Raw genomic sequence first — 26,203 nt, 5'->3', positions numbered from 1 at the left:
TGACGCCGGACACAAAAAACCGGAGACACACCATGCAAAAACGTACCTTCATCCGCACTGCCGCAGTCACTGCACTGGCCTCCAGCCTCAGCATGGCTTGGGCGCAAGACAACACGTTCAAGATCGGCCTGCTGCTGCCGCTGACGGGGCCATTTGCCAGCACCGGCAAGCAGTTGGAAAGCGCCGCGCGCCTCTACATCGCCCAAAACGGCGACACCGTGAGCGGCAAAAAAGTGCAGCTGATTGTGAAAGACGACACCGGCGTGGCCGATGTGAACAAACGCCTGGCGCAGGAGCTGGTGGTGAACGACAAGGTGAACGTGCTGGCCGGCTTTGGCCTCACGCCGCTGGCCATGGCCAGCGCCACCATTGCCACCCAGTCCAAAACGCCCATGGTGGTGATGGCGGCGGCTACTTCCAGCATCACCGAGGCCTCGCCCTACATCGTGCGCAGCAGCTTCACCGTGCCGCAGGTGGTGACCATCCTGGCGGACTGGGCGGTCAAGAACAACATCCGCAAGGTGGTGACATTGGTGACGGACTACGCACCGGGCGTGGATTCCGAGACCTGGTTCAACCAGCGTTTTGTGGCTCAGGGTGGGGTGGTGGTGGAGTCGTTGCGCGTGCCGCTGCGCAGCCCGGACTTTGCGCCCTTCTTGCAAAAGGTGCGTGATGCCAAGCCCGATGCGCTGTTTACCTTTGTGCCCGCCGGCGTAGGCACGGCGCTGATGAAGCAGTTTGCCGAACGCGGCATGGACAAGGCCGGTATCCGCGTGATTGCCGAAGGCAGCGTGACGGACGACGACATTCTGGATGGCATGGGCGATGTGGCGCTGGGCGTGGTGACGGCGCACCATTACTCGGCCGCGCACAACTCCGCACTCAACAAGAAGTTTGTGGAAGCCTTTGGCAAGGCCAACAACGGCTTGCGCCCCAACTTCATGGCGGTGGGCGCGTATGACGGCATGCGCGTGATCTACGAGGCAGCCAAGGCCACACAGGGTGGTACGGGCGAATCACTGCTGGCTGCCATGAAAGGCCAGAGCTTTGAGAGCCCGCGCGGCCCGGTCACCATCGACCCGGCTACGCGCGACGTGGTGCACAACATCTATGTGCGCAAGGTAGAGAAGGTCGGTGGCCAGCTGTGGAACACCGAGGTGCAGACCTTCACCGCCGTGAAAGACCCGGCCAAGGCAGGCAAGTGAACATGGGCGCGCAGACACTTGTTTTGCTGCCTGGCCTGATGTGCGACGGTGGGGTGTGGGAGCCGCTGCTGGCCCACCTGCCCGCGGGCACTAGGCCGTGGGTGGCGGACTACGGCATGGCCAATAGCCTGGGCGCCATGGCGCGTGGGGTGCTGCAGAGCGCACCCGCGGAGCGCTTTGCATTGGCCGGCCATTCCATGGGCGGGCGTGTGGCGATGGAGCTGCTGCGCCAGGCGCCAGAGCGCGTGACCGGCGTGGCGCTGATGGACACGGGCCACCTGCCGCGCGCAGCGGGGGAGGCCGGCGCGCAAGAGGCCGCCAAACGCCACGCCCTGCTGGAGGTGGCGCGCACCCAGGGTGTGCGCGCCATGGCCCAGACCTGGGTGCAGGGCATGGTGCACCCGGACCGGCTGCAGGACGCGGCGCTGATTGAATCCGTAGTGGCCATGTTTGCGCGCAAAAGCGCCGATGTGTTCGCCGCGCAAATCGAGGCGCTGCTGGCGCGGCCTGATGCCAGCGATGTGTTGCGCACGCTGGTGGTGCCCACGCTGCTGCAGTGTGGCGCGCAAGACAGCTGGTCGCCCCCCGCGCAGCATGCCGACATGCAAACGCTGGCGCCGCATGCGGTGCTGGACGTGATAGCCCAAGCGGGCCACATGGCACCCATGGAGCGGCCTGCCGATGTGGCCGCCAGCCTGGCGCGCTGGTTGGCCAATACGGCAGCATGAGCACGCTGGAGACTGTGGCTGCCGAAGCCGCATGCCGCGCGCTGGTGCTGCAGGGCGCCGACGCGGTGGACCGTGGGGATGCACAAGGTTTTGCCGCGCTGTTTGTGCCCGATGGCACGCTGGTGCGGCCGGATGGCAGCCTGCTGCAGGGGCGAGAAGCCATTGCCAAGGCGTATGCCGGCCGCGACCCGGACCGCCTGACCCAGCACCTGGTGTGCAACCAGCAGGTGAGCGTGGACCTGCAGGCCGGAACGGCAGAAGCCCGCAGCAAAGTGCTGCTATGGACCGGCCGCCACAGCAGCCCCTCCACCCCGCAGGGCCGCCCAGCCGACGCGACCAGCCAGGTGGGCGAGTTTGTGGACGAGCTGGAGCACACCCCCGAGGGCTGGCGTATCCGAAGCCGCCGTGCGCAGTTCATTTTGTACCGCAATGGAGCATCGTAATTGCTATTGATTTAGTAGCTGTTTGCGCTTATTCCACGGGCGCTTTAGGTGGTTTTCGTTTGCTTTTTCTGCGTGACCCAGCCGGCGGTAATTCTGTGCAGTACAGTCAACCTGCTGCGCCGGTCTTGGCGACATTCAGGGATGGCTACACATGAAAATCACGCGGGGTTTGGGGTACATCGTTGTGTTGTTGGCGCAAGCTGCACAGGCGCAAACCCATTACGAGCAATTGGAAGTAGGGAAAATAGTACAAGGGGCAATTGGTCTGGGAATGTTCTCCAAGCCCTACCCTTTGCCTGCCGGGCAGTGGATGTTGAGGGGCCGCAATGTGCAGAACATTCCCCTAGTCAACAGCAAAACCAGGGAGCCCAGCGGGTCGGTTTCCAAGTATGTGCTGACGCTGAGAAACACCGAGTCCGAGAGTATGTTGCCCTTGATAGTGGTGTCCTTTACAGAACGACGTTCCACTCTGGATGGGGGTGTCAAGCCTTGCAATCTCAGTACCAACAAGAACGATTGGGTGGACAATTTCTCGGACCGACCCGCGTCTGAATACTCGTCGGTGGGTTCGTTTGTGTGTGCCAACAGCTCGGGTGTTTCCAACTTCAAGAAGCTGGTTGCGGAAGCCGGCTCTCACAGCAACGCGTGGGTGAAGTCGATACTGGCGCCTGTTGCTGCCGACGCCAACGCCTTGCCCGACAACGTAGTCATGGTGAACATCTGGGCATCACGGTACCGGGCCCAAACCTTGGAGACGGTTTACTTTGTGAAGCAAGAAGGCAACCTGGCAGACCCCGAATACGCCCGACATCTGAAACCCTGGGTGCACACCACAGGCCAGAATTTGTTGGCTGTGGTGGAAAACAAAGAAGGCACTGTTAATGTGCCTGGCCGGTTCGCAGGTGCGGAAAGTGGCACTCCGGTTGTGATTGACAACAGTGTGCTGTCCACATTCGCAGATGCTGTCCCTGCGGATGCCATCCGCATTCCCAAGCAATTCGACTTGGTCGATGTGCGACCCGACAATTTCCGCAGCGTTCTGCTGAGCTGTCTTCCCCAACTCGGAAAGAACGTCGATTCCTTTGAGCTGCCTCCAGCCAATGTGGTGTCTGCCACCTACAAAGCGGCCAATTCTTCGCGTACTTTTGTTTTGAAGAATTCGGTTGGGGTGTGCTTGCAGTCAAGCGTAACGAAGTACCCGATTTTTGCGGCTGATACGTTTCTGGATACGGTCAGGCCTTGGGGTATCAGTGATGAGGTAGCGACGGATTGGAATGCGCAGATTGCCCGCTTAATGGCGATCCGGGGCAACATTCAGGTGGCGTACCAATATCCCAACCAAGGTGCCATGACGGCGAAGTTCTGGATGGATTACAGCAACCCCCTCATGATCCGCTACACCACCCAGTTCAAAGCCCAGGGGGACTGGGCCCCGCAGTCATTTGATCTGGTGTTTCGCGACCCTAGCCTGATCTATGTGATTCCCATGAAAGTGAACGCGAAAGGCGAGGGTAAGAAAGACTTGCCGTTCTGAGTCGCATCAGAACTCGGTGATGACGGTGACGCCCGCAACCTCGAACTTGTCCATGTTCATCAGCGCGTCTATGGACTGTTGCAGGTTGATCTTTTTACCCACCAATTTTTCAGGCGCCAGCTTGCCGGTGCGCACCATGTCCAGCATGGCGCCGTAGCGGTGGGCCTGCATCCCGTGGCTGCCCAATCTGTTACCCGCCGCATTTCCTGCAATCGGGGTACTCGGTCGCCGAGGCGGGACTGTTCGTTTCCGCGGGTGGGATCGGCGGCTTTACCGGCAAGGCCATTCTCGCGTGGGTAGGGGATGCCGGCCGCGCTTACGCCGCTGGATCGCGGCGGGCCTGATGCTGATCGGGGCCGGGGCCATCTGCCTGCTGCTGCTCGCCGCAAGTACCGCGGCAGTGTTGCCGGCGGTCTTCATGTTCGGATTCGCCGCGGGCGGCATCATGCCGATGCACCCCTACCTCAACAGCCGCTATTTTGACGCGGCGCATATCGGCCAGGTGACCGGCGCCCAGGCGCCGCTATTCCTGCCTTTCGGCCTGGTGGGCGCGCCCCTGGCGGGCCTTGCCTATGACACCCTGGGCAATTACGAACTGGTGCTGCAGTGCCTGGTCGTCACCCTGCTGCTGGCCGCCGCCCTGGCGCTCGCCCTGCCCCGGTCGGGCGCGAATCCAGTTGCGCCCGCGGAATCAGCTGGATGAATAAATGGCAGACCCGGCCGCTGTCGACATTCCCAATGGCGGGGGGAACGCTAACCCTGGCGCAGCGCAGACAAGGAATTCTCCATTCGCCTGTCCGGTATCCGCGGCGAGCTGATGAACAGCCGTGTCCACGGCTCGGAAGAAGCGCTGGCTGAACTGGGCTGTGCGCGGCTGGCGTCCGTTGCCGGCGCCCGGGTCCTGGTCGGCGGTTTGGGCATGGGCTTCACTCTCGCGGCAAGCCTGAAAGCTGTGCCGGCCTCGGCTGCGGTGACTGTGGCCGAGTTGATACCGGCGGTGGTCGACTGGAACCGGGGGCCGCTGGGGGATTGCGCGGGCAGGCCGCTGGATGATCGCCGCACCCGGGTTCACATCGGGGATGTCGCCGATTTGGTAGCTGGCAGTGACAATGCCTTCGACGCGATTCTGCTGGATGTCGATAACGGCCCTGAAGGCCTGACCCAGGTAGACGAACCAGAGGCTCTATTCTGCAGCGGGACTCAGGGCCCTGCACCGTGCGCTCGGCCCCGAAGGCACACTGGCTGTGTGGTCCGCGGGCTTCGACCCGCAGTTCGTCATCCGCCTGAAAAAGACCGGCTTCCACGTGACGGTGCGCGCGGTGCGGGCGCGCCCGGGCAAGGGCAGCCATCACACCATTTTTCTGGCGAAAAAGGGCTCGATACTCTAGCGGAACCTGAACCTCTAGCGGATATCGTGCAGGCCGAGGTACATGTGACAGACCTTCTGCTCCTGCAATTTCAGCAGGCGCGGAATCTGGCGGATATTGGCCCGGTCCTTTTCCTTGTCCGCCTCGGTCAGTTGCTCCCAGGGGATCAGGTCGGGGTGCAGCATGCGATCCTCGTCCCGCGTCTCCCCCGTAGCTGTAGCCCGCCAGGTGCTTGTCCGCCATCCAGCGGCGGTGCTCCAGCTGGGCGAGCAGTTCCATCATGAAGTCGTCCGGGGGGAACACCGCTTCCGGTTCCCGGGCGTCAAACGGCAGCGCCACGCAATTGGCGATACGCAACTTGACATCCATATGGGCGGCGGCGTGCTGGTTCGCTTTCTTCTTGTGCACCGGCAGTTCCGACCAGGGGATGAGCGAGGCATTGCCCCGGGGGTTCGCGCCATTGGCCAGCTGGGTATTGAGGTAGGCGTTGTGCGGGGTGCGGGCCATGGCGTCGAGGGCCTCGTTGACGACGACGTCGATGGAAATGGTTTGGTCGAGGCACTCGAAGTACTCGATGGGCTCATGTTCGGGCAGGTTGATCTTATTCATGTCGATTGGCTGGAAATCATCGTCGATGATTTCGGCGAGAAAGTTCTGCTGGTTCAGGCAGACCACGAAATTCAGCGGCGGCAGGCCGCTAGGCGGGCAAGCGATTCAGCCGGCGCGCCGAGAGGATGCCCTCGACGTCATGCACCAGGGCCACGTAACACACGTCAAAGTGGGTGGCGGTCTGCATCTCGTACCAGGTCTCAGGAGTAATCGTCATCGGGTCGGCGTAAACGAAATTGATATCGATGGTTTTATCCGGGTGGGGGTGGCGGTGGCGGAACCGCTCCACCTTCGCCTGCATTTTTGACTCGCTCTAGCACCGTGACATGGGGCAGGCGGAAGTCGGTGTAGTGGGCGGGTAGCGCTGGTCTGCCGGGGATCATTTCCCGCACCAGCGCCTCCGAAGCCGATAAACAGGATGTGCATGGGCTCGTTGCCGCGTGTGGCCGGGCGATAGTACAGGTCGGGTGCGCACAGCCTGAATATATTGCGGGCGATGGTCTCGCGCCGGTTGAACAGCCGTATGGCAAAGCGGGAGCTGTTGATCTCGAAGTAAGCTGTGAACGCTGAAGACCTCATCAGATATCCGGCGAGTCCACGCACAGGAAACAGCGCGAGTGCCGCATCGGGAGGTTCGCCGCCGATGGCGGGTTTCCCGCTGCCGGGCGATTGCCTCCAGCCTTTTGACCTCGGTGTCTTTGAGGCGGCGGGTGAGGCGCTCGGCATTCTTGGCAATGGCGATATTCGCCTTGTCGTCGCTGGTGCACAGGAACAGTTCCTTGGCGTAGATGACCTGGGCCTTGAGCAGCACCAGTGGGTCCATGGCGTTGCCGCACCACCCGATGGCGCCGTAGTTCTTCAGTTCGGCGGCCAGGGCGTTGAGCGGGTCATTATCGATCGCCACCACCCGTTTGTCGGAGTTGAGGCAGTAATCTCGGGCGATGCGAAAGCCCGTTTCACCGATACCGCAAACCACCACGAAGCGCCGCTTTCGAAACAGCAGCCCGTACAGGGCGACCTGCTCCTCGACCACACCCCAGACGGCCTTGGCGGCAGTGTAGAGAACGATGATGGGCGCCATGGCCCGGGCGACCTGCAGGTATACCGGCCAACCGGCCGTCTGATCCGGCGCCTCGAAAATAAACAGCTGCAGGCTGGCGTAGGCAACATCCCACCAGGTATGGGGGCCGCCCGCATCGGCGAAGACCATTATCTGGCTGTAACCGATACAGCCGAGCAGAACTGGTCAGCACCGCCGGCAGGCCCACCAGGGTCCGCTCATTGGCGGCCGGCCGAGTTCACCTGCTGGTGTCGGGTTGGTTGCCGTGGCGCGTGTTGCCTGAGGCGTTGTGCGATGGGGTCATTGCGGTGGGCTTGTCCCGGCCAGGATTGGTGTCACTTTAGCGGGAATGCATCACCAGAGAAAGCGCGTCTTTGCCGGGGCGTTCTATCATTGGTAGCATCGAGAAGGTCGAAAGGGTTAGCATGGCAGCGCAGGGTTCGGAGGCATCGCGTTGGTATTGGCGAAATCAGGCTGAAGACCTGACGAAACCGCCGCCTCGCCGATTGGGAAAAATCAGTGATCGACTGGCAGGATTACGAGTACAAGGCCTTCTTAAGCTACAGTCACTCCCACGATAAATGGTCGTGCTGGCTGCACCGCTCCTGGAGAATTATCGCGTTTCCCAAGCGCCTGGTGGGGCGGCAGACGGAAATGGGCAAGGTGCCGGAGTCGCCTGGCGCCGGTGTTTCGCGACCGCGAGGAGCTTGCCAGCGCCACCGACCTCGGCAACAAGCTGACCCAGGCGCTGGAGTCCTCCGCCGTGCAGATCGTCATCTGCTCGATGGCCTCGGCGAAGTCCCACTGGGTCAACGAGGAGATCAGGCCTTAAAGCGCCTGGGCCGATCCGATCAGGATTTTCAGCCTCATCGTCGATGGCGAACCCTACTCCACAGGCAGAAAAACAAGGCATAGAGCATTTCGAGTGTTTTCCCCCGGCATTGCGCTTCAAGCTTGGCGCCGATGGCGAGCTTTCGGATGAGCCCGCCGAGCCTATTGCCGCGGACGCCAGGCATCATGGCACGGACGCCCAGGCCAACCGCCCGGGTAAAGCTGCTGGCGGGGATTTTGGGGCTCGGCTTTGACGATCTGCGGCAGCGCGAATTGCAGCGCCGCAACCAGCGCCTGGCCATCATCTCCGGTTCCGCGGTGGTCGGCATGGTGGTGGCCATCGCGCTCGCAACCACCGCGGTGATTGCCCGCAACGAGGCGGAACGCCAGCGTGTCCGCGCCGAAGCCGAGGCCGAGACGGCGCGCCAGACGACATCGTTCCTGGTCAGCCTGTTCGAGGTATCCGACCCCGGTCAGGCCCGCGGCGAAACCATTACCGCCCGGGAGATCCTGACCGCGGGCGCCCAGCGTATCGACACGGAACTTGCGGCGCAGCCGGAAATACAGGCGCGGCTGATGGATGCCATCGGCAGCGTGTTCTCCAGCCTGGGGCTGTATAAAGATGCGCGTACCATGCTGGAGAAGGCGCTCGCGAAATCGACTCGCTCCCTGCCCCTTCACGTTCCGCAACAGGAGATCGTGCAGACCACGCTGCACCTGGCCCATGTGGGCACGGTCAGTGCTGAGCTGGAGGCGGCCGAGTCGCTCTACAGTGGTGACGCGGTCGAACAGATTGGCCGTGAATCGGGCGCTACCCCGGCCAGCATCGGAGATATGGCCGGGGCGCGCGCTGGGGGCAAGGCCGCACCTGATGTCGCGTGGGGCGTTTCGAGGGACCCGAGCCCCTGTTCGCTTTTCGTACTTGTCGATCAACGCCAGCATGAACAGGAGAAGCACCGGCTTGTATGGGCGAAGGAACGATCGAGGAGCTGGGTTTGAACCAGTTTGACCGAGAACGAGGTTCGACAGGAAGACCGGGAGTTATCTACGAATCCTGGCAATGCGGCGAGAGCTGTGTCGGCGAACCGCCCCACCCCGATCTGGCGGAAAATATCAACAACAAGGCTTCGCTGTTGATGGAGTCGGGCCCCTTCGACGGCAGCGAAGTACGCCGCTACCTCGAATCCCCGGCCATGGACCCGGCCACCTCTACGGCGAGAAGCACCCCAGCCTCGCGAACGGGCTGAATAATCTCGGCCCCGCCTGCTTTATCGGGTGCCACGAGGCCAGCCCCGGTAAGGCCAGGAAAGACGTACCAGGTCCCACAACCCGATGCGCAGCGCGACCTGTTCGGCGAAGAACATCCGGACATCGCCCAGGCGCTGATCAACCTGGCGTTCCTGTCATACGATGCCGGCGATCTGGACGCGATCGCCGTGGGCCGCCAGGCGCTGGCGATCAAGGTGAAAGTGCTGGGCCCCTCTCACCCCGAGGTGGCGGCAACGATGGCCGATGCTTGGCCGGGGCCCTGGCGGAATCAGGGGCCAGAGAGGAAGCCGAAGGACTTGTTGCGCAATGCCCTCCAAACCCACGGCACCTCCTGCGCCGAGCTTTCCCATCCGGAAGTGGCGCGTGGTCGGAATCGAGCTTACCCGGCCTGCTTACATTGGACGGCGAGGCCCCGCAGGCGCTGCGGACATTGCAGAACCGGGTCGCCTCGCTGGCTGCAGGCTCCTACGGTGCCGATCACTGGCTGGTGGCGCAAATGGAGGCGATGTTCGGGAGCTGATCCTGATGCGGGCTGGGCAGGCTGGACGAGGCGGAAACTCTGTTGCAAACAAGCTATGGGCAATTGGCCAGGGACAAGAGTGCGCCGGTATGTGCGGCGGCCCGGCGCGGCTGGCGGCTCTGCTGTCAGGCTACAAACCGAGGCGCAGAGGCGGCAGCACTGGGGGAGGTGCAGCAGGTGAACGACGGCACACCATGACCACCGGCAAACCAGATCCTACCTGCGACATATATTATTCACTCGCGAACTATTCGCTTTGGCTATACTCGCTCGCGTTGTTTGATAAACCGGCGCATATCTTGCATGTTTTGCAGGCAGAACAATGGCCGAATTCCTCGTCCAGGCGCCCGTTGCTGCTCGAAAAGGTGATCAGAAGCCTTTGCGCGCGGGTTACGCGCCCGGGAAAAGCGTGCTGTAAGTTTATGGGTACCTGACGGAATGGCCGGCCAGTCGGGTTAAACTGGTCGTTGGACTAAGTGCTGCGATTGGCGTGCACCAAATTAATGAAGTTACCCTGATGAGAAGGGAGCAACACATGTTGAGGCGGGATATTACGGGGTCGACATTGACGAGCAGCGATACGTTTGGCGTCGCTGGTCTGATCAGGCAGGCGAAGCCGCCGCGCTGGTTTACGCGGCCTCGCGTTGGCGGGCTTCAGCTACGGCGGCAATGGTGACCCACTTGAAAGTTGCATATTAGCCCAGCCTCCCCGGGGGTTGGCGTGGGGGGATCATGGCGGCACTTTGCCGGGGTAATATTGAGATCAATCATAATCCGGTAAGCGGCCTGAGCGAAGCACTGGCACTAGACCTTGGGCAAGAGTACACAGTCCTCACGTTCGAGACGGCGGCCCTGCAGGGCGGAGGTATCGCGAAAATGGGGGCGCTGGCGAGCGTTTGACGGGTCAGGTGTGCTGTTGGCACCGGTACCTTCGCCGGCCCAATCCGAGTCCAGTCGTTGAAACCAGCGGGATGCGTTACGTGGTGTTGCAGCGTTTCCGCTTGCTGGATCCGGCGCTGCCGACCCTGGGCTTGCCCGACCCCGGTATGCCACCTGCGTTATATCCCGGACGACAGCTCAGTTGCCATCACCAGTATTGCAGCGGGTACCGGGGATGAGGCGGTGTCATTCGGTGGTTCCTGACGCCGCAGCCTATGCGGGACTGTCCCCCAGCGGTTTCGCGGCGGGGACTAGCTACCTCGAGGGCGGTCGCTTGTCGATGCGGCGCTCTCGGTCAGTGGCGAGGAGTGCGCCGACAATACAGAGGAGAACAATGTCGACGGTTTGCCGAGTCGCAGTGACGCCCCGTGCTCAGGACATTCCGGCTCAAAATCACCCCCGAATGCCATTGGCAGCATCGAAGTCAAAAGTGCTGCAGTTTATTGATCCCCGGGCGCAGTGCGGTGGGAGGGTGGCCCCACTGGCACCTTGGGCATGAGCACGCTTCCCGAACTTGGTCTTGAGCTGGGAACCGGCCCGTTCATTACCCGCTTTACCTTTTGCGGCAACACGGACCCGGTTGGTGGCAAGTCGAAATTCTTTTTCGTCGACATAGAGAACATCGATTTCACTACCGTGCGCTCTGTGCTGGAGCATGAGTTGACTCTGGATGCCGGAAGTGAGTACCAGTGTGCCTACGGTCAGGACATCCTGAAATTGCCTGCCGCCGACCGTGATCGTCGCCGCAGTCAATTGCCGGTGATCGCCTGGTTGCCAAAAGCATTCGGGGAATGAGATTCCGGTGCAGGACCGCAATGGCCTCGTGGTCAAGCAGATGCAAGATATCACTTACGGGGTGCGGTAGTTCCCGCGGCGAAGTAGCGCAAACCACATTCTATTCCACCGGTGACGCTGTACCATGTGCAGGCGACCGATTATCGCCCCGTCCTGCGCAGTACGCTGGAGCAGCTCAAGGCAACAATCTCCCAGACGTCACAGTGTGTCGATCCGAGGCGGTATAACGGCATGGCGTTCGGGATCAACGTAGTTTTGTTTTCCTATGATAGCCGCTGGTACAGTCTCGCGAAGTTGCAGTTGCAGGCGCTGTTGGTCTACATGGAATCCAGTCTACTGGATGCAGAGTTGCAGCGTTGTTACTTTGACCTGAATAGCAACACAGTGATAGTCGCCCGGCCACGCGCCGAAAACGTCGTGCCGCGCAACTTCCGTGGCGACCTGATCGTGCAAGCCCGGCATGCACTTTATATGTTCGGCCGTATGCTGGGCGTTGTGACCCCGCGCCTTCGTGACGACTTCAAGGGCTTATAGCGCGATCCCCGTCCTGCTCAAAATGGACGAACATCCAAGGAACCCGCCCCAGTGGCGGGTTCCTGCTTTAAAAGTCCCGGCAGGTATCCCATGACCCACCCTGCTCCCGGCTGGCGCCACCACTACGCCATGATCAACAACATCCAGATGCACTGGGTGGAGCAGGCTGCGGCCGCGCCCGAAGCAAAGGGCACGGTGGTGTTCTGCCATGGCTTCCCGCATGCTCTGGTTCAGCTGGCACCGGCAGATACCGGTTATCGCCGCGGCGGGTTACCGCGTTATCGCGCCCTCCATGCGGGGCATGGGCCAGAGCGAGGCGCCGGAAGAGCCCGAGGCGTATGGCGTCGACGAAATCACCGCCGACCTGGTCGGCCTGCTGGATTATTGCGGCGTGGACAACGGCTGATTTTTGTCGGCATCGACTTCGGCGCCTTCGCCATCCAGGACCTGGCCCTGCGCCGCCCGCAGCGGGTGCAGGCCATTATCTGCCTGGAGAATCCGGCCGCGCCCCACAACCCGGACAAGCCGCCCCTCACCGGGTACCGGGAGATGGGCGAGCGGCACTTCCTGCATATCGAGTATTTTCGTGAACCGCCCCGGGCCGACATCGAACTCGCCGGCCGCCGCCCGCGGAGTTCCTGCGCAAGGTCATGTGGATCCTGAGCGGGGCGGCGAATTACTTCGAGGTGTTCAAGCATCCCCCCGGCACCGCCTACATCGATGCGATGGCCGAGCCGCCGCCGCTGCCCTGGCCCTGGCTGAGCTGAACTGGAGCTGGAGTTCTTCGTGTCGGAGTACAGCCAGTCAGGCTTTACCGGCGGGCTCAACTGGTACCGCTCCATGGATATCAAGTGGGCGCAGCGCAAACCCTTCGAGGGAGTGCAGAGCCAGGTACCGGCCTGGTTTATCGGCAGCGAGCGGGATGTGGACCTGGAGGGTTTTCACGGCGAGGACCCCATCGGCCTGATGCGGGCGATCTTCCCCAACCTGGTCGATGTGCAGATGATCCCGAAGTCGGGCCACATGCTGCCGCTGGAGGCGGCGGATGAACTCAACGCCATCCTGCTGGACTACCTGGCGCGCATCAGCGCCGCCTGACCCACCCGGGGAAATTACAGGTAGTTCAGCCACCGGTCCCGTGCGGCGGCTCTTCAAATCCGCCACCCAGCGACAGAATGGGTAGTCGAACAGGTTGTGGCCCAGCACGATCAGGGCGCCGAGGAACAGGCAGACCCTGGCGCCGAGGAATTGCGGGCCCGCCAGCAGCCCCTTACTTGTTTGGGTTAGGTTGAAGCAGTGACTTGATGTCACATGTAGAGACGGGCTTCATTCCTTCACTTGATTGGCGTCGACAAGATGGAGGAGCATTGCCCGGAATGGGGGCGGCGCGGCCGGATTGTCCGCCAGGCAAACGGGTTTCGCGCCTGGGAAGATCTCACAGTCATGGGGATGAAGGTTCTGCTGCGGTATGCCCCGAAGGAGATCTACTGCCCCACTTACGGACGAGTACACGACGGACACAAGATCCGCGACGTGGCTGCCCCCGGTTGTCGTGCCGTATCATCGAGAAGACATCAGCGCGTGCGCCAGCAGGTAAGCCATTGATCACAGATACCCGTTTGATTTCTCTCGCCGCGGGCGTATTGCCGGAGTTTTCGCCAGAAGAAACTGTCTACGCCGCGGCGCAGGCCGGTTTCACGGCGGCCGGCATCTGGTGCGACCTGCCGTCCTGGGATCGCGGGCGCGGCGAACGCGTAGCGCAGGCGTTGGCGGAGACCGGCCTTTGCGCACTCGACCTCGAGGTGAGTGTGGTTCAAACCCGATGAAAAAATGAGTGCGCACGATCGCATGATCGAGATCGCGCTGGAGCTGGGCGCTCGCAACGTCCTGTGCGTGTCGTCCGAGCCCGACAGCGCCCAGACCAAGCGACGCTTCGAACACCTCTGCCGCCGCGCCGAACACGGCGCCCTGCGAGTGGTGCTGGAGTTCCTTGCCATCACTGAAATCCGGAGCCTGCAACAGGCGCTGGCGGTGGTGCGTGACGTGGGCCACCCTGCGGGTGGCATACTGGTGGACACACTGCACCTGATGCGCACCGGCAGTGCGGCAGAGGATTTGCGCGGTATCGAGCATAACCTGATCCCCTACCTGCAATTGTGCGATGCCACCGCCGCGTTGGCCGATGACAGCCCGGAAGGACTGCTGGACGATGCGCTGTACCTGCGCCGGCTGCCGGGTGACGGCGAACTGCCGCTGCGCGACATCCTTGAGCAACTCGACCCGCACTTGCCGCTCAGCGTGGAAGTCCGTTCACGGGAACTGATGCAGCGCTTTGCTGGCGATGCCGTCGGTCGCGCCAGGGCGGTATTGCAGAAGACGCAGCGATTCCTGCAGTGTGGGGCGTAGCACGCGACTCAGTTGCTGGTCGCCTACTTATTGATCATCGCAGTTGTGGTGGTTATCTGCTGGCGGCCCAGTCGCGCGCCTCGCCGCTGGCAACCCAGCGCACCGCGTTGTGCACCAACCGGCGAAAGTGCGCATTCCCGAGGGCCGTTGCATCATCACCGCCCTGCAGATAGACAATCGGGCTGGCGCCCCGGTGTTTCGCCCAACCTACGAGGCTGGAACCCGGCGGATGGTTCCAGTCGGTGCGCGAATGCAGTTCGCCGGCAACTGCCCTGGCCGCAGAGTAAAAGTTATTTTTGCGAAAGTCGTAATCGCTGCGCAGCAGCGGCACGACATCGCCCTCAAACACAGGACAGAGGTACAGTTCGTCTGTCATGTCGAAATGCTCGGGAATGCCCTCCGTTACCGGGTGCGCGGCCAGTGTTGTTACGCGGTGGTGCACCCCGTGGCGATAACCGGAGTCCGGCCACTGCCGGTCGCGCAGCAGCGCCGGGCGATAGTGGAAGCGACCACCGATGATCTCGGCATACTCAGGCCATGCCGGCCACGCGGCCAGTGCATGGTGCAGGAAAACAATACCCACGCCCTGTTCCAGCATGGCGAGGAAATCACGCACAAACGCAGGGTCTGGCGTGACCGGGCGCGGCGCGTCGGGCGCGGTGAAATCCACGCCGGGCATGTCGTAGCAGACGATGGCGTCAAATTCACGCGCCGCCCGCGGTGTGAAACAAAACTGCGCGGCCGGTTGCTCGACGTGGCAGACATCGAAGTCGTCAAGGCCCTGAAACAGCCCGGCGAACACCTCACGCTCATAGGGGTGGCCCCGGGCGACGGCCAGCAGTCGCCCTGGCGCGCTGTAGTTAATAATGCTCACAAGCTGGACTCACAGACATTGGTTTCAAAGGCCGCGCTGGCTCCGCTCGGTGGCCATGATCGCTTGCAGCAGCGCTTTCCAGTCCATGATGCCTGCCGCCGACGATGGCTTGTTGCGCATCGTCGTCACCCGGCACGGCCGCCTTGTAGTGCGTGGTGACGATGCGGCCGGGATAGGCATTGATGATGTCGACGTATTGTAGATTTTTTTATTCTGGTTCCAGGGCGATGAGTATGACGCGCCGTGCGGCATGGTATCAAGCCGGTCCCGTCGCCACCGGGTAGCCGTTCTCGATCCACTGTTGCATGCCCTTGTCCAGGGCAACCGCCCGGGTGAATCCCATCTCCCGCAGGGTGGCGGTGGCAAGGGTGGATACCCGGCCGAGCTCGCAGTACACCACGATGCGTTTGGTTGGGTCCGGCAGGGCCTGGTTCACCCGCAACTCCAGCTGCCCCCGCGGAATATGGGTCGCCCCGGGTATGTGGCCGCGCTCGTAGGCATCGCGCTCGCGCACATCCAGCAGCAGTATCCCCGGGTCGGCGGTCTCGATACGGCGCCGCACTTCCTCCAGTGACATGAATGAGACATTGCGCGCGGCGGCGGCGATCAGCTGCTCGACGGTCTTGCCGCCGCTGAGGTTGGTGCGCAGGGCCTCCGTCAGATGATCGGGCTCCTTCAGTCGCAGGGTGCGCATCTGGGCGACAAAGTCCGCCCGCTCGTGCAGCTGCAGGCGCGGGTTTTTCGCGATCTCCTCGGCCAGGGTGGAATACTCGCGGTTGCTGTAAATGTGCGCCGGGTAGACCCGGGTGGCGGGGTCGAGCAGCAGCAACCTGTTGAACAGGCTGTCGTAAAGTTGCTCCGGGTCGCCGCTGGGCAGGTCGGAGCGGCCGCAGCCGCCGATCAGCAGGGTGTCGCCGGTGAACACCCGGTCCTCGACATGCACGCAGATCGAGTCCGCGGTGTGCCCGGGCGTGTGCAGGATATTCAGCGACAGTTTACCGAGGTTGATCTTCTCGCCGTCGTCCACCCGCAGGTCGACGTAGGGCGCGGGGCTGTCGCGGTGCATGATCACCGGCACGCCCAGCTCCCGCGCCATCTCTATGGCACCGGAGAAATGGTCGGCGTGGGTGTGGGTGTCCAGCACGTAGTGAATACGCACACCCTCCTGAGCCGCCAGCCCCAGGTAGCGGTCTATCAGGGTTTCCTCGGGGTCGATAATGACCGCGGTGCAGGCCTGTTCACAGGCGACGAAATAGGACTGGCAGCCGCGCTCGGTTGGCAATCTGGTGAAACAGCATGCGGGTCTTCCCCCGGAGTCGGTCGATAGCGTCGATGTTGATGGCGCTGATGGTGACAGCTTAGTCTATCCGGGGCAAGTCTGGCCGCGAAGAGTCGGCAGGGTCCCCACCCAAAGAGGGGTGCGCATCCCGGCAGCCCCGCAGACCGCAGTGAGGCGCCGGCTCAGCGTTTCGATACCCGCTCGAACAGGGCTATCGCCTCGCTGTGGCCGGTGTGGGGAAACATGTCCACCGCCGCCGCCCGTACCAGGGCGAAGCCCGCCGCCTGCAACAGCCGCGCATCCCGCGCCAGGGTAGCGGGATGACAGGATACGTAGACCAGGCGGCTCACCCCGGTGTGGGGCAGCACCTCACAGAGCGCTTTCGCCCCGGCCCTGGGCGGGTCAATGATGGCGATATCCGCCCGGGGCAGCGCAGGGCCATCCGCCATCAGGTTGACGGTTTTCGCCTGGATATTCCCTATCCCGTTGCGCGCGGCGTTTGCTTCCAGTCGGCGCGTCATACCGGCATCGCCTTCCAGCGCATCCACCGCGGCGGTGCGTCGCGCCAGCGGCAGGGCAAAGTTGCCGATGCCCGAGAACAGGTCGAGTGCCCGCTCGTCACTGCGCGGCTGCAACCATTCAAGCGCGCGGGTCACAAGCGCGTTGTTGACCTCCCAGTTGGTCTGGGTGAAGTCTCCCGGCAGGTACGCCATCTCTTCCACCCGCGCCGGCCTGTCATTGTTCTCCCCGGGGCAGTTCAGGCTGAGGCACAGCTCGCCCTCCGCATGCAGTTCCTGCCAGTCAGCCCTGTCATCGCCCGCATCATCCCACTCCTGCTCGCGCCGCGGTTTGCCCGGGCGCGGCAAGCCGCACCCGCAACGCCACCACGGGGGCTGTCAGCAGCGCCGCGCGCAGCAGGGCAATGCCCCTGGAACCGGGGTTGGCGGCAAAGTAACAGCACAGTCCGAGCTGCCCGGTGCTGTCGCTGTCGATTTCGACCTCGCGCAGGCCCTGCAAGTCGGAGGCTGCCGCCAGCAGCGCCGGCAGGTTCTGCAGCAGGGCGTTCGCGGGTGTGGCCGCCACCAGGCCAACGGCTCACCGCCACCGCCTCGTGCGAGCCGCGCCGGCGCATGCCCAGCACGAAGGAGCGGTCGGGAGTACGTTGCACCAACAGGCGCAGCCGGTGGCGGTAAGCCCAGGGCGAACTGCATATGGGCGGATCCAGCGCGAGACCCGGCGCGACCGGCTGGAGCAGCGCCAGCAGGCTCGCCTGTTTGTGCGCCTGCTGCGCCGGCAGCGACCAGTGCTGCAGGGTGCAGCCGCCGCAATCCCGGTAGAGCGGGCAATCCGGCTCGATGCGCCCCGGGCCGCATCGGTAGCGGCGACCAGGCCGACCATCAATGCCTCGTCATAATCGCGCTTTACTGCCGTGCACTGCGCCAGCACGGTTTCGCCCTGCAGGGCGCCGCTCACGAACACGACCTTGCCCTGCCGGCTGGCGATGCCCCGCCCCTCCTGGCTCATACGCTCTATCCGCAGTTCATCCTTGCCCCACAGGCGAGCCCGGGGCGGACGGCGAGCGGGCTTCTGGAAGCGCTGGCGCGGGGGCGGTTTCCAGAACGTGTACTTCAACTCGACCCCGTAGGTGGTGGGCGCTGCCGGCGGCATAGCCGCCGACGCCCTGGGAGTCCACCAGCGGGCTGGCGCCGATGATGTAGATCCTCATCGGTGAGATTGTTACCGTAAACCGCGCCCACCCACTTCTCGTCGGTGGAGATCCGGTCACGCGTGCGCTGAGGTCCTTTTGCTCTCCTCCAGCCACAGGCCGGAGCGGCAGCTGGCGGAATCGAAGCAGAAATCCACATCGGACTTGTAACTGAACTGGATGCGGGGCAGCACCGTGCCGAAGTCGGTATCGAAGCGGTATTCGGCGGCCGCGTAGTAAGGTCTGTTCCGGCAGGCGGGGCAGGTTTTCATCGGAGCGGTCGTTGGGGCAGGAGTCGACCTGGATGAAGGTCAGGTCAGCCCTGCTGCAGCCCGCAGCTGGCGGCACTGAGGGGGTCCGCCGGGTAACCTGGGTGTCCATAAATTCATCAATCGAGCCGTCATTCAGCGTCAGGTTGAACATCAGCTGCAGTCTTTCCACCGGGAACCAGATGGTCTCCAGTTCAAAACCCTGGATGGTCGACTTGGCGGCGTTTATCGTATCCGGGGCCGGCGCGTTGGTCTCGGGATTGATAACCACCGGAGGTAAGCTGGCGGTCCTTGTAGTCGGAGTAGTACAGCGCGCCGTTGACACGCAGGCTGCTGTCCAGGAGGTCAAGCTTGAACGCCCAGCTCCCAGTTTTTAACTTCCTCGGGCTCGAAATTCTCCAGCTCGCCCGAGGGTGCTTCGGACACGCCGCCCGACAGGAACCCTTCGCTGTAGGTCAGGTACACGGTGCCGGCGTCGATTCCTTCGATGTTGCTGATCAGGTACTGCACGCTGGCCATGGGCGTCAGCGCATTGTCGGAATTACTGCCATTTGACTGGTCCGCGAAGGCATATTCGAACCGGGGGTTATAGACAAAACCAGGGTCGCGGTTGTACAGCCCGGAATTGCCGAACAGCGGCACGACAGTGCCGCCGTTGGCATCGAGGGTGTCCGGGATCAGCTGGTAACGCTTGCGGGTGAGCTTGCGCGTTTCGTCGGTGGCGCGCAGGCCCAGTGTGGTGCGCCACTGCTCGGTCCACAACCATTCCAGTTGCGCATAAGCTCGCCAGGGCGTCGTTATCGGAATCCAGACTGGGTCGAGGGAGCATTCAGGTACAGCCAGCCCGCCAGGGCCGGGTCGTAGGGGCCCAGGAAAGATACCGTGGTCTCGCCCTTGGTTTCTTCACTGAACCAGAACACACCCGCGACGTAGTTGAGGCGATCATTCACCGCGGTGCCGGTGACCTTGAACTCCTGGCTGTACTGGTCGGTCTCGCGCGGCTCGCCCTGGGGGTGGACACTCTGGGTGCGGTGCAGGAAGGGAAGCGCGGTGTGGTCCAGCTCGTCATCCTGCTCGGCCTTGGTATAGCGCCAGGCGGAGATGCTCTTCAGGCTGAGGTTTTCATTGAGCTCCCAGTTGGCAATCAGGGCCGAGCCCTTGTTCGTGGCTGAGTAATCTCCTCCCAGGTCAGAGATCACCGTGTTGGCGTCGCCTGCCTCGGCAGCGTCCTGGCAGAAGTCATCCACAGTGCGGCCGGTGGAGGGAACGACGGCAAGGGTGTTGAACAGCTCCGCCTGCCAGCCTTTGTAGCCGGGCACCAGTACGCACTTCTGCGGCCGCATTGTCTGCTCGGTCCTGGCCCAGTTGAGGTTGAGGTCCAGGGTGACTGCTGTCAGTGGGCACATAGCGGGTCTGCCAGTTAGCGTTCTGGCGATCCTCGTTCATGTACCTTATCGCCGTCGTAGAGGTTCTTGATGTAGCCGTCGCTGTTGACGGTCGAACCTGCGAGTCGAGTAAACAGGTTGTCGGTCAGCGGCAGGTTGACCATGGCATTGCCATCGTGGCGGTCGTAATTCCCGACGCGACCGCCGAGGGCTGCCTCAAACTCTTCGCCGGGGCGATTGGTGGTAAAGACCAGTGCGCCGCCGGTGGTGTTCTTGCCAAACAGGGTACCCTGCGGGCCTCGCAGCACCTGCACTGACTGGATGTCGTAGATATCGAGCAGCGCCCCATCCGGGCGGCCCACGTAGACCTCGTCGATATAAATGCCAACGCCGGAATCGATGTTCGGGCCAGTGTTGCGCTGCCCGACACCGCGAATGTATATGTTGGCCAGTGGCGCGGTGCCGTTGGCGGAGGACACTTCGATATTGGGCACGATCTGGTTCAGCTGCGCCAGGTTGCGCACGCCCGCGTCACGCAGCGTGTCAGCGCTAAGCGCAGTTACTGCAACAGGTGTTTCCTGCAGGCTTTCCTCGCGTCTGCGCGCGGTCACTACTACCTCTTCCAGTGCGCCCTGCTGGGCCAGCGCAACGGGTGCTTCACCGGTGAGCCCCAGGGCGGCAAGGAGTGCGGACAGGAGAAGTTTACGGTTGTGGTTAACTGCGGGCATTGCATCACCTCATACATTATTATACCGGCGCGGCTCTCTGGTGGCCGGCGTTGACAGCAGAGTGCGACAAGAACGGCTGACTGGCAAGTACAAGCTTCCCCTGTCGGAGCATGCACTGTTGCAGGCTGTCACAACTGGTCGAATTTGCTGAACCGCTTACGGCATACGGATGGATTTTCAGGACAGTTTTTTGCGGGGGAACAGGCAATGAAAAAGCGGGTAGTAGTCTGGGGCACAGGCAACGTCGGCCGCCCCGCGATTCGCGCGGTGCTGGCGCACAGAGACCTTGAGCTGGTCGGGGTTATTGTTTCTGATCCCGCCAAGCTGGGACGCGACGCGGGCGAAATCGCAGGCGTTGCACGTGCAGGCGTCCAGGCTACGGCAGATTGGCGCGGCTTGCTGCAGCGGCTGCAGCCCGATGCGGTGGTGTACGCAGCCACTGCAGATACCCGCGGGGCGGAGGCCTTCATGGAGTTGCTGGGCTGCCTCGAAGCCGGCGTGAATGTCGTGTCTACAGCGTTTTACCCGCTGTTGTACCCGGAATGTGGTCTGGAAGCGGCGGTTGCGCCGGTGCGCGAGGCCTGTCGCAAGGGCAACAGTTCGGTGTTTGTGTCCGGCATCGATCCGGGTTGGGCCATGGACATCCTGCCGATCCTCGCCAGTGGAGTCGTGGCCGACATCCACGAGATTCGTGTCCAGGAAGTGTTCAATTACGCCCTGTATGACCAGCCGCAGGTGGTACGGGAGGTTATCGGCTTCGGCCAGGGCATGGCACAGCTACCGCGCATGCTGGAGGATTTCTCCCTGAAAATGGTGTGGGAACCCATGGTGAGAATCATGGCCGCGGCCCTTGAGTATCCCCTGGACAGCGTCGAGACCTACGTCGAGCGCCGGGCGCTGGAGCAAGCTGTCGATGTGCCGGGGATGGGCGTCTTTGACCAGGGCACCCAGGGTGCTTTTCGGTTTGAGGTGCGCGGTATCCGCAACGGCGTCACCCGGCTGGTGGTGGAGCACATCGCGCGCATCGATGACCGCTGCGCGCCGGACTGGCCGTACCCGCCCCAGGGGCAGGGCTGTCACCAGGTGCTGATCAAGGGCAGCCCTGACCTGGTTATCAGCGTGCACGGCCACGATGCAATTGAACCGGGGCCGGCCGGCGGCGGCAATGGCAGCGCTGCCAACCGCATCGTCAACGCCATCCCCGCCGTGTGCGCGGCAGCGCGAGATTCTGTCGCCGCTGGATATCCCGCCCATTACCGGGGCGGCGCAGATGCGGGCCTGACGCTGTCGTAGCCCGCTGCGCTCACCGTTGCGCTAGGTCCTTACGCCCCGGTACACCAGGCCGGCCGTCTTTTTCACACTGGCAATGGCGCTGTCAGACTTGCCCAGGCCCAGGATTCGGGCGCAGCTCTCCAGGGGAAGTTTGCCGGTGCCAACCATCTGGAAGGCGCTGACGACGACAGCCAGGTCAGACGCGGTAAAACGATACCCGTACTCGGCGCCCAGTTTAACCACCTGAGTGCTGCTGGCGCCGCCCAGCCCCGGGCCTCTTCCGCATCAAGCTTTGAGGGGTTGCTGATATCCCCGTCCCCCCCGAGGATCGCCACCAGTTTCTGGCGCAGTGCGGGGTCACTGCCGGAGCGCTCCATGAAGCGGATAACCGGGAGGGTGTTGTCTTTCGACTTGGCGGCCACCGGGGCGGAATAACTCACCCCTTTGTAGGTCATGGACACAACCTTCTCTATGAACGGGAAGAACTCCTTCGATTTGGCGTCCAGCTCGAGGAACCTGGCAAAATCCTCGCCACTTATCTGTTTCGACTGCACGCGCTGGAAGGCGTCGGTAACGGCAAGCAGGTCTGACATGGTGAACAGGAAACCGTGCCTGGCGGCAAACTCGGCCACCAGCGCCCCTCTTCCGCCTCTCAGCGCCTCGAGCTCATCGGCGTCGAGTTGGCTGAAGTCGCTGATATCGCCATCCCCGGTGCTGAGGATCTCCTTGAGCTGCTCGCGAAAGGCGGGGTCCTCAGCGGTCTTTTTCATGAAATCCAGGACTTGGTGAGAGCTGCCCGTATCCTTGTCGACAGTATGTTGGATACCGCGATAAACCAGCCCGACCGAGTGGCCAATATTCTCCAGCTGACTCGTTTCCGCTACGGATCCGCTGTCCAGTCCCAGCGCCATGGAGAACGCTGTTTGCGACAGCTCCCCGGCCTTGTAAGCGCTGATAGACACCAATAACTGCATTCCAGCTCAGCTTCACGGTGAAGGCATAGCCATTCTGCTCGGCAAGGCTGTAGGCAACCAGGACGCTCCTGTGACCCAATGCAATGCCTACGGGTTTCCGCCTGGTCCAGCTCCTGGGCGTTGCTGACATTCCCGTCCCCGACCCCCATGATGCCCGCGAGACCTTCGCGCAGGGGACGTCGTCCTTTGAGGGTGCCTCAAGAAATCGAACTACTGCACCTCAACTGTCATAACATCCAGCCTCAAGTAAAAATTGACCGATTCGATGCCCGCTACGGTTGCTCCCATGTATCAGGAAGGTTGCTTCAGATCTGGGCAATGCAATTACCGGGCCAGATCCTGAAAGGCGAATTATGGCGGTATTTGCCCCACAGGGCGGGGTTGGCGGGCTAAATTGGTGCTGGCGCGCACCACGTGAGTGCATTCAACTGGCTGTCGCCGCTCACTGGAGCAGTACCAGGGCGGCGGTCCTTGGCCCCGGCACCGGCGCGCGAAGCAAGGGCCCGCCCTGGCCGAGTGCTGCTGCAGGGCAGCGGATCCTGCCGGCCATGGCTTGGCGATTGAAACGGGCAATTCCAGCATCAGCTACAAAGACGAACTGGCCCGCTACGGCCGCAAGGAAAGCTGTCATCACCGAGAGACTGCGGCCCGGCGCAGAGCAGCGCGACGCACAGCAGCATAAGGTTGCCCAGCAGCCCGCCGATGCTCAGGCACAGGAATTGTGCCGGCGTGTTCTGTGCAAAGTCGTAATCGAAAAACAGCGGGTGGATGCGCGGCTTCAGGGTGAGCGCGGAGCGCGCGGCCCTGGCGCCCAGGAAGTGGCACCACTCGTGCACGATGTGGCTGAGCGCGAGACCGGTCAGGAACGCCCAGGCGGCAACCAGGTAAGCCGTCACGCCGTCACGCCCCCGCTTGACGTCGGCGCCGATCAACAGCGCGGCCAGCAACAGGGCAATACCGCCGTGCACCAGCGCTTGCCTGGCGAGGGAGATCGCTGAACTCGTTGCTGCCTGGGTCATCTGCCGGACCTGATCCTTAGAATTAATTCGCACGCGGCGGGGAGTTTTCCCCGCAATTCTGGCGTAATATTCATCGTTCTGCCAGTTAAGGAGGTCACAATGCGGTTTTTCAGCAGGGCTGCACTATTGCTGCTGGCTGCGTTTTTTGCCGGCTCCGCTTCCGCCGACTGGATAGAACAGTTCCAACGTCAATGCGATGATGGTGCTGCAAAGCCAGGCAAAATTCCGGCCCGAGTCGGTCGCGCGGGCGGGCCTCACCCAGTTTGACGCGGATGTCATCGACCTCAATCCGGATCATAACGAGCGCCAGAGCGCCAGTGACCGGCTGCTGTTGGTCGAATTGAACAAGCGCCTGGCGGCAAAACCGAGATCCGAGGGTAGGCGAGGACCTCAAGGATCCTGATCCAGTCCCTGCAAGACGGGATCGAGACCCGGCCCGTATCAACAGTGCGTACCTGCTGCCCTACTATCCACTCGACCGTCTGCTGTTTCAAAGCTTCAATGCGCTGCTGGATCCCAGGAATGACAAGGCGCGCTACGCCAGCGCCCTCGAGCGCCTGCGCAAGTACAACGGCAGCTTTGAGGGGCTATACCCCGATCACTGAGCTCGCCAGGGCGCGATCCACCGAGCGCTTTGGTGTCAAGGGCCTGCTGGGGCCTTATCGCCCTGAGCTGGATGCCGATCTTGCGGACGCGCCGCGCTATATCGCCGGCATTCGAGACCTGTTCCAGCAGGCGGGACTGGCAGGCTGGCAGGATGACCTGGCCCTGCTGGAAACCCAGCTGGACGAGTACCGGGCGTGGCTGCGCGCGGATATGTTGCCTCGCGCCCGGCCGGATAACCTGCTACCGGGCGAGGTGTACAGCGAGCAACTGAGAAACTATGGCGTACGGGCCACGCCCGAGCAGCTTATCGCCGACGCTCTCTACAGCTACCAGCTCATTGGCAGCCAGATGGATGCTCTGGCGCGCACTATAGCCGAGCAGCGCCGTTGGGATGACAAGAGCCTGCTGGGTATGATCCGTCGGCTTCGACGAGGCGCAGATACCGCCGGACCAGGTGCTCACCGTATACCAACAGCGCCTTGCCGAGGTTGAGGACATCATTCGCCGCGAGGACATTATCACCCTGCCGCAGCGTGACGCCTCTATTCGCCTGGCCACCGAGGCCGAGTCCGCCGCGATTCCCGCCCCCTTTATGAGTCCGCCGCAGTTGATCAACAATACCGGTCAGTTCGGCGAGTTCGTGCTGGTCCAGACCAACCCCGCCCTCGAAGGCGACGCGGTAGGACGACTCAGCCCGCGACCTGCGCGACCCCCGGCGCGCCCGGCAGAGTGCAGTGCCACCGTGAAAACGACTCCCTGCGCGCGCCCTTTGCACACACGCGACGCGAGCGGGCGCGACGCCAGCCACAGCAGCCTTATCTACCTCCCCGCCCAGCTTTTTCTCTCCCCGCCGCGCGCGGCGGTCCGCCCCGGCACCCGGCGCGCCCACGCACGGGTCCGGGGCACCGCCAGCACCGCGGGCCGGCCGAGGCCGACCGCTACGCGTTTCGCATGCCCGGGCGGGCGACGTCCTACTATTATGGCTTCATGGCCATGATGCGCCTGCGCGCGGAGATTGAGAATCGCGCTCGGCGATCGATTCAGTCAGCGGGAGTTTCACGACTTCATCATCGAGCAGGGCCTGTTGCCACCGGACCCTGATGCGGGGGAGGCGGCGCTGGCCGGGTTCGTGCGCAAGGCGGGTGATGCAGCGCAACAATGAAGTTGCCCAGCGTAGGAATCGTGCTATCTGGCGCCACGACCAGCCAGCCTGTCCCCGCCGCGCCCAACCCGCAGTTGCGGGATAACAAGTGAACGGGGTGAAAGGTCCCGGCCGCAAATTCGGCCCTGGAATCCTGGTCACCGCGGCATTTATCGGGCCGGGGACGGTTACCACGGCAAGTATTGCCGGTGCTCACTTCGGCTTTGCCCTGATCTGGGCGCTGGCGTTTTCGGTGCTTGCCACCATAGTCCTGCAGGAGATGGCGGCGCGCCTCGCGCTGGTAAGCCGGCAGGGTCTGGCCGAAGCCCTGCGCAGTAGTTACAGCTCGAGCTGGTTGGGCACCGCTGCCGTTGTGCTCGTGGTTGCAGCGGTCGGGCTTGGTAACGCGGCCTACCAGACCGGAAATATAACGGGGGCGGCGCTGGGCCTGCGGGGCATCAGCGAGATCGGTCTGAAATGGTGGGCACTGCTGGTGGGACTGCTGGCGGGAGCGCTGCTGGCATCCGGTGTCTATGCCCTGATTGAAAAGCTGCTGATCGCCCTGGTGGCGCTTATGGGCCTGGTGTTCCTGCTTACACTGATCATGGTGCGGCCTTCGTTCAGTGCCATGTTGGGTGGTTTGCTGGTGCCATCTTTACCTCAGGGCTCGCTGCTTACGGTCATGGCCCTGATCGGCAGCAATGCATGTAC

36 protein-coding genes and 2 pseudogenes are annotated in these 26,203 nt (G+C 62.8%); 23 read left to right on the top strand and 15 right to left on the bottom strand.

Going from position 1 to position 26,203, the window contains the following annotated elements:
- The first annotated feature begins 32 nt into the window (after positions 1-32).
- The 4 genes from U5O12_RS14530 (at position 33) to U5O12_RS14515 (ending at position 3,910) form a co-directional block, all read left to right on the top strand.
- Positions 33-1,205 carry an ABC transporter substrate-binding protein gene (locus tag U5O12_RS14530; RefSeq protein ID WP_322579331.1) on the top strand — a complete coding sequence of 391 codons (1,173 nt, stop codon included), beginning with the start codon at positions 33-35 and terminating at the stop codon, positions 1,203-1,205.
- A gap of 2 nt (positions 1,206-1,207) precedes the next feature.
- On the top strand, positions 1,208-1,933 hold the full coding sequence (locus U5O12_RS14525; protein WP_322579330.1) for an alpha/beta fold hydrolase: 726 nt from the start codon (positions 1,208-1,210) through the stop codon (positions 1,931-1,933).
- The gene (locus U5O12_RS14520) at positions 1,930-2,376 is read left to right on the top strand and encodes a nuclear transport factor 2 family protein (protein WP_322579329.1); all 447 of its coding nucleotides are present in this window, start codon (positions 1,930-1,932) and stop codon (positions 2,374-2,376) included. The genes U5O12_RS14525 and U5O12_RS14520 overlap by 4 nt, the downstream gene beginning before the upstream one ends.
- A gap of 151 nt (positions 2,377-2,527) precedes the next feature.
- The gene (locus tag U5O12_RS14515) at positions 2,528-3,910 is read left to right on the top strand and encodes a hypothetical protein (RefSeq protein ID WP_322579328.1); all 1,383 of its coding nucleotides are present in this window, start codon (positions 2,528-2,530) and stop codon (positions 3,908-3,910) included.
- A 6-nt stretch (positions 3,911-3,916) separates the two neighbouring features.
- Here U5O12_RS14515 and U5O12_RS14510 read toward each other — a convergent pair.
- Positions 3,917-4,096, bottom strand: a pseudogene (locus U5O12_RS14510) (alcohol dehydrogenase); the annotation flags it as partial.
- A gap of 157 nt (positions 4,097-4,253) precedes the next feature.
- Between U5O12_RS14510 and U5O12_RS14505 the strand changes: the two are divergent.
- Together U5O12_RS14505 and U5O12_RS14500 are read left to right on the top strand one after the other, a co-directional pair.
- The gene (locus U5O12_RS14505) at positions 4,254-4,613 is read left to right on the top strand and encodes a hypothetical protein (RefSeq protein WP_322579327.1); all 360 of its coding nucleotides are present in this window, start codon (positions 4,254-4,256) and stop codon (positions 4,611-4,613) included.
- 541 nt (positions 4,614-5,154) lie between these two features.
- Entirely contained in the window at positions 5,155-5,298 is a 144-nt protein-coding gene (locus U5O12_RS14500; RefSeq protein ID WP_322579326.1) for a hypothetical protein, read from the top strand.
- A 14-nt stretch (positions 5,299-5,312) separates the two neighbouring features.
- Here U5O12_RS14500 and U5O12_RS14495 read toward each other — a convergent pair.
- The 3 genes and pseudogenes from U5O12_RS14495 to U5O12_RS14485 all read right to left on the bottom strand — a co-directional run.
- Positions 5,313-5,483, bottom strand: a pseudogene (locus U5O12_RS14495) (hypothetical protein); the annotation flags it as partial.
- Positions 5,484-5,974: 491 nt separating this feature from the next.
- On the bottom strand, positions 5,975-6,103 hold the full coding sequence (locus U5O12_RS14490; protein ID WP_322579325.1) for a hypothetical protein: 129 nt from the start codon (positions 6,101-6,103) through the stop codon (positions 5,975-5,977).
- A gap of 162 nt (positions 6,104-6,265) precedes the next feature.
- Positions 6,266-7,096: an NAD-binding protein gene (locus tag U5O12_RS14485; RefSeq protein ID WP_322579324.1), complete on the bottom strand. Its 831-nt coding sequence runs from the start codon at positions 7,094-7,096 to the stop codon at positions 6,266-6,268.
- Between the two features lie 535 nt (positions 7,097-7,631).
- Between U5O12_RS14485 and U5O12_RS21210 the strand changes: the two genes are divergently transcribed.
- The 11 genes from U5O12_RS21210 to U5O12_RS14440 all read left to right on the top strand — a co-directional run bounded on the left by U5O12_RS21210 (position 7,632) and on the right by U5O12_RS14440 (position 14,240).
- Entirely contained in the window at positions 7,632-7,778 is a 147-nt protein-coding gene (locus tag U5O12_RS21210) for a TIR domain-containing protein (protein WP_416221497.1), read from the top strand.
- A gap of 185 nt (positions 7,779-7,963) precedes the next feature.
- Positions 7,964-8,776 (top strand): hypothetical protein, encoded by an 813-nt coding sequence (locus tag U5O12_RS14475; protein ID WP_322579323.1) that lies wholly within the window; start codon positions 7,964-7,966, stop codon positions 8,774-8,776.
- Positions 8,773-9,024: a hypothetical protein gene (locus U5O12_RS14470; RefSeq protein WP_322579322.1), complete on the top strand. Its 252-nt coding sequence runs from the start codon at positions 8,773-8,775 to the stop codon at positions 9,022-9,024. The genes U5O12_RS14475 and U5O12_RS14470 overlap by 4 nt, the downstream gene beginning before the upstream one ends.
- The gene (locus U5O12_RS21205; RefSeq protein ID WP_416221503.1) at positions 9,025-9,747 is read left to right on the top strand and encodes a tetratricopeptide repeat protein; all 723 of its coding nucleotides are present in this window, start codon (positions 9,025-9,027) and stop codon (positions 9,745-9,747) included. It begins immediately after the preceding gene.
- Positions 9,748-11,000: 1,253 nt separating this feature from the next.
- The gene (locus U5O12_RS14465; protein ID WP_322579321.1) at positions 11,001-11,300 is read left to right on the top strand and encodes a hypothetical protein; all 300 of its coding nucleotides are present in this window, start codon (positions 11,001-11,003) and stop codon (positions 11,298-11,300) included.
- A 111-nt stretch (positions 11,301-11,411) separates the two neighbouring features.
- Positions 11,412-11,834, top strand: a complete 423-nt coding sequence (locus U5O12_RS14460; protein WP_322579320.1) for a hypothetical protein — start codon at positions 11,412-11,414, stop codon at positions 11,832-11,834.
- 208 nt (positions 11,835-12,042) lie between these two features.
- Positions 12,043-12,240 (top strand): alpha/beta fold hydrolase, encoded by a 198-nt coding sequence (locus U5O12_RS21200; protein WP_416221496.1) that lies wholly within the window; start codon positions 12,043-12,045, stop codon positions 12,238-12,240.
- Positions 12,219-12,497, top strand: coding sequence for a hypothetical protein (locus tag U5O12_RS21195; protein WP_416221495.1), 279 nt, complete (start codon positions 12,219-12,221; stop codon positions 12,495-12,497). Before U5O12_RS21200 ends, U5O12_RS21195 begins: the two co-directional genes overlap by 22 nt.
- Before the next feature lie 123 nt (positions 12,498-12,620).
- Positions 12,621-12,932 (top strand): hypothetical protein, encoded by a 312-nt coding sequence (locus U5O12_RS14450; protein ID WP_322579318.1) that lies wholly within the window; start codon positions 12,621-12,623, stop codon positions 12,930-12,932.
- Positions 12,933-13,435: 503 nt separating this feature from the next.
- Complete coding sequence (locus U5O12_RS14445; RefSeq protein WP_322579317.1) at positions 13,436-13,660, top strand: hypothetical protein; 225 nt, start codon at positions 13,436-13,438, stop codon at positions 13,658-13,660.
- Positions 13,661-13,664: 4 nt separating this feature from the next.
- On the top strand, positions 13,665-14,240 hold the full coding sequence (locus tag U5O12_RS14440; protein WP_322579316.1) for a sugar phosphate isomerase/epimerase family protein: 576 nt from the start codon (positions 13,665-13,667) through the stop codon (positions 14,238-14,240).
- 52 nt (positions 14,241-14,292) lie between these two features.
- On the opposite strand, the gene U5O12_RS14435 is transcribed toward U5O12_RS14440, so the two are convergent.
- Positions 14,293-15,114 carry a ThuA domain-containing protein gene (locus U5O12_RS14435; protein WP_322579315.1) on the bottom strand — a complete coding sequence of 274 codons (822 nt, stop codon included), beginning with the start codon at positions 15,112-15,114 and terminating at the stop codon, positions 14,293-14,295.
- Between the two features lie 55 nt (positions 15,115-15,169).
- Between U5O12_RS14435 and U5O12_RS14430 the strand changes: the two genes are divergently transcribed.
- Entirely contained in the window at positions 15,170-15,316 is a 147-nt protein-coding gene (locus U5O12_RS14430; protein WP_322579314.1) for a hypothetical protein, read from the top strand.
- Between the two features lie 54 nt (positions 15,317-15,370).
- Here U5O12_RS14430 and U5O12_RS14425 read toward each other — a convergent pair whose 3' ends face one another.
- From U5O12_RS14425 to U5O12_RS14395, 8 genes are all read right to left on the bottom strand, one after another.
- Complete coding sequence (locus U5O12_RS14425) at positions 15,371-16,396, bottom strand: MBL fold metallo-hydrolase (protein WP_322579313.1); 1,026 nt, start codon at positions 16,394-16,396, stop codon at positions 15,371-15,373.
- Positions 16,397-16,575: 179 nt separating this feature from the next.
- Positions 16,576-17,259: a hypothetical protein gene (locus U5O12_RS14420; protein WP_322579312.1), complete on the bottom strand. Its 684-nt coding sequence runs from the start codon at positions 17,257-17,259 to the stop codon at positions 16,576-16,578.
- Complete coding sequence (locus U5O12_RS14415) at positions 17,216-17,476, bottom strand: hypothetical protein (protein WP_322579311.1); 261 nt, start codon at positions 17,474-17,476, stop codon at positions 17,216-17,218. Before U5O12_RS14415 ends, U5O12_RS14420 begins: the two co-directional genes overlap by 44 nt.
- A gap of 12 nt (positions 17,477-17,488) precedes the next feature.
- Positions 17,489-18,061, bottom strand: coding sequence for a TRAM domain-containing protein (locus U5O12_RS21190; RefSeq protein WP_416221494.1), 573 nt, complete (start codon positions 18,059-18,061; stop codon positions 17,489-17,491).
- A 114-nt stretch (positions 18,062-18,175) separates the two neighbouring features.
- The gene (locus U5O12_RS14410) at positions 18,176-18,370 is read right to left on the bottom strand and encodes a hypothetical protein (protein ID WP_322579310.1); all 195 of its coding nucleotides are present in this window, start codon (positions 18,368-18,370) and stop codon (positions 18,176-18,178) included.
- A gap of 342 nt (positions 18,371-18,712) precedes the next feature.
- Complete coding sequence (locus tag U5O12_RS14405; RefSeq protein ID WP_322579471.1) at positions 18,713-19,168, bottom strand: TonB-dependent receptor domain-containing protein; 456 nt, start codon at positions 19,166-19,168, stop codon at positions 18,713-18,715.
- Complete coding sequence (locus U5O12_RS14400; protein ID WP_322579309.1) at positions 19,165-19,773, bottom strand: hypothetical protein; 609 nt, start codon at positions 19,771-19,773, stop codon at positions 19,165-19,167. Before U5O12_RS14400 ends, U5O12_RS14405 begins: the two co-directional genes overlap by 4 nt.
- A gap of 14 nt (positions 19,774-19,787) precedes the next feature.
- The gene (locus U5O12_RS14395) at positions 19,788-20,480 is read right to left on the bottom strand and encodes a TonB-dependent receptor (protein ID WP_322579308.1); all 693 of its coding nucleotides are present in this window, start codon (positions 20,478-20,480) and stop codon (positions 19,788-19,790) included.
- A gap of 207 nt (positions 20,481-20,687) precedes the next feature.
- Between U5O12_RS14395 and U5O12_RS14390 the strand changes: the two genes are divergently transcribed.
- Complete coding sequence (locus tag U5O12_RS14390; protein WP_322579307.1) at positions 20,688-21,773, top strand: hypothetical protein; 1,086 nt, start codon at positions 20,688-20,690, stop codon at positions 21,771-21,773.
- A gap of 62 nt (positions 21,774-21,835) precedes the next feature.
- Here the strand turns inward: U5O12_RS14390 and U5O12_RS14385 are convergent, their stop codons facing one another.
- Both U5O12_RS14385 and U5O12_RS14380 read right to left on the bottom strand, forming a co-directional pair.
- Positions 21,836-22,726, bottom strand: coding sequence for a hypothetical protein (locus U5O12_RS14385; protein WP_322579306.1), 891 nt, complete (start codon positions 22,724-22,726; stop codon positions 21,836-21,838).
- A gap of 581 nt (positions 22,727-23,307) precedes the next feature.
- Complete coding sequence (locus tag U5O12_RS14380) at positions 23,308-23,745, bottom strand: hypothetical protein (RefSeq protein WP_322579305.1); 438 nt, start codon at positions 23,743-23,745, stop codon at positions 23,308-23,310.
- A gap of 196 nt (positions 23,746-23,941) precedes the next feature.
- Between U5O12_RS14380 and U5O12_RS14375 the strand changes: the two genes are divergently transcribed.
- The 4 genes from U5O12_RS14375 to U5O12_RS14360 form a co-directional block, all read left to right on the top strand.
- Complete coding sequence (locus tag U5O12_RS14375) at positions 23,942-24,148, top strand: hypothetical protein (RefSeq protein ID WP_322579304.1); 207 nt, start codon at positions 23,942-23,944, stop codon at positions 24,146-24,148.
- A 119-nt stretch (positions 24,149-24,267) separates the two neighbouring features.
- A complete protein-coding gene (locus tag U5O12_RS14370; RefSeq protein WP_322579303.1) occupies positions 24,268-24,843 on the top strand; it encodes a hypothetical protein in 576 nt (191 codons plus the stop codon).
- A 523-nt stretch (positions 24,844-25,366) separates the two neighbouring features.
- Positions 25,367-25,513 (top strand): hypothetical protein, encoded by a 147-nt coding sequence (locus U5O12_RS14365; RefSeq protein ID WP_322579302.1) that lies wholly within the window; start codon positions 25,367-25,369, stop codon positions 25,511-25,513.
- Positions 25,514-25,610: 97 nt separating this feature from the next.
- A partial coding sequence (locus U5O12_RS14360) for an Nramp family divalent metal transporter (RefSeq protein ID WP_322579301.1) occupies positions 25,611-26,203 on the top strand: 593 nt, incomplete at its 3' end.

The sequence above is a fragment of the Rhodoferax sp. genome, assembly GCF_034519335.1.
Lineage (GTDB): Bacteria > Pseudomonadota > Gammaproteobacteria > Burkholderiales > Burkholderiaceae_C > Allorhodoferax.
Note: the sequence above shows the minus strand (reverse complement) of the source record. Positions and strands in the feature narration are given on the sequence as shown.